This is a genomic window from Pseudomonas sp. HY7a-MNA-CIBAN-0227 (genome assembly GCF_040310325.1).
Taxonomy (GTDB): Bacteria; Pseudomonadota; Gammaproteobacteria; order Pseudomonadales; family Pseudomonadaceae; genus Aquipseudomonas.
On sequence record NZ_JBEOPT010000223.1, the window covers coordinates 1 to 258 of the forward strand.

1 protein-coding gene is annotated in these 258 nt (G+C 48.4%); it reads right to left on the reverse strand.

The genetic code is table 11. The features are described 5' to 3' along the window. The coding region (locus AAEZ06_RS27675) for a 7-cyano-7-deazaguanine synthase (protein ID WP_502948066.1) at window positions 1-258 on the reverse strand (258 nt) is incomplete at both ends.

Consider the following 258-nt stretch of genomic DNA (forward strand, 5'->3'; position numbering starts at 1 on the left):
GGAACGATCATGCTGTGATCGGTCAATGATGAGCCGCCCAGCTGAGCGATATCAATATCGATAATACGATGATTGACCGCGGCTGTTTCTGCGATACTTTTTGCGGCGACAAGCTCACTATTGTGACGCTGACCATAGTTGAAGCTGACCGCAGTAACCGACGCATAACGCGCCTTGGCCCAATATAAGCAAGTCACTGAATCGAGACCACCAGACAGTAGCACAACAGCATTTTGGCTTTTATGCAGTGTTGTTAAG